The sequence below is a fragment of the Variovorax sp. P4_D9 genome (assembly GCF_056401695.1).
Genome location: NZ_JBFUIU010001483.1, coordinates 1 through 1,248, shown reverse-complemented (window position 1 = coordinate 1,248; position 1,248 = coordinate 1). Strand labels below are relative to the sequence as shown.

Genomic DNA, 1,248 nt, shown 5'->3' with positions numbered 1-1,248 from the left:
CCTCAACCCCGAGGCCAAGATCGTCACCACCACGCGGCCCACGCCGCTTCAGGCAAAAGCCTTCACGCTGCTCGGCTTGAATCCCGCCTGTACCCAGTAGCCGCTCTCCCTGCGAACGAAAAGCTCAAGCAGGGCGCGCACTTACGTCTCGGCGATTACCAAAGTTCGGGCTAGGCCAGAATCACATATGGCCGGGCGAGGACGTTGAGGGGTTCACCGCCACGCTGAGCGACTTCCTCGCGGCCCAGGCCAGGTGATACGTGGGGCTATCGACCGACGGATCGCTCGCTCGGCGCTGGGGGCTTCGGCGCTCACAGTCGGCGCGCGTCGGCGCCCGTCATGGCGCGCGGGCTCATCGTGGCCATCGCGCAGTGCGTCCGCCGCGGATCACCACTCCCAAGAAGCGAACCTCTCTTGACCGTCGAACCTGAATGCCGAAGCCCGATGGTGATCCAAAGGGACGAGGGATGCTTCTCAAGACCGGGGCTCGCAGTGATCAAGTGCGCCGATAAACTCCGCCGTAGTTAGATGGGACACTGACCGGCGCCCATTGATCGCTCGTCGAGATTGTGACCGCCGGGCGCGTGCCGTCGATCTGCTCCGCCCAGGTTCCCGGGCTGGGAAACTGTATCCATGCTTCGGCGTCTCGATCGGAAAAATTCAGGACGACGATGAGACTTTCCGCGGGCAGCGCGCCGGCTGCAGGCGCTTCGCGCCGATAGGCGATGACGCCCTGGCGCAGGTGATTTTGATCGAAGAAGTAAAAGAAAAAGCCACGACTCCGGAGGGCGCGGCTCTTTCGCCTGAGCGTGCCCATGAGGCGGTGCAGCCGCACGAGCGCCTTGCCAGGCAGATCGTAGAAATACTCCCAGTGCAGCGGACGCTCGAACAGGTTTCGTCCGATGCCGGAACCGGGCACCCCCCAGTTCTCGCCAAACTCCTGCCCATTCCACAGCATCGGGATGCCCTTACCTGTGTAGAGCGCGATGATGAAGGGCTGCATTTTGTAAAAACTCCCGCGGTCACCGTAAGCCTGGCCGAGTAAGTCGCGAAGGCCAAGCTCGCCGAATTGATTGATGAAGCGGGCGTGATCATGCGACTCGAGATATTGAAACGGTGCAACGGGGAAGGCATCGGCCGCCGAGGGATTGCGGTATTCCGTCGGGTAACCGGAAAACTGCGGGTCGAGGCGATGCGCCAGGCGCTCGGTGACGTAGCTCCCGCGAGCCATGCCGCGTGCCTCATCGA

1 protein-coding gene is annotated in these 1,248 nt (G+C 62.8%); it reads right to left on the bottom strand.

From position 1 onward, the window contains the following. Positions 1-496: 496 nt before the first annotated feature. Positions 497-1,248: hypothetical protein (locus AC1DY5_RS56205; protein WP_478122802.1), on the bottom strand; the 752-nt coding region annotated here is incomplete at its 5' end.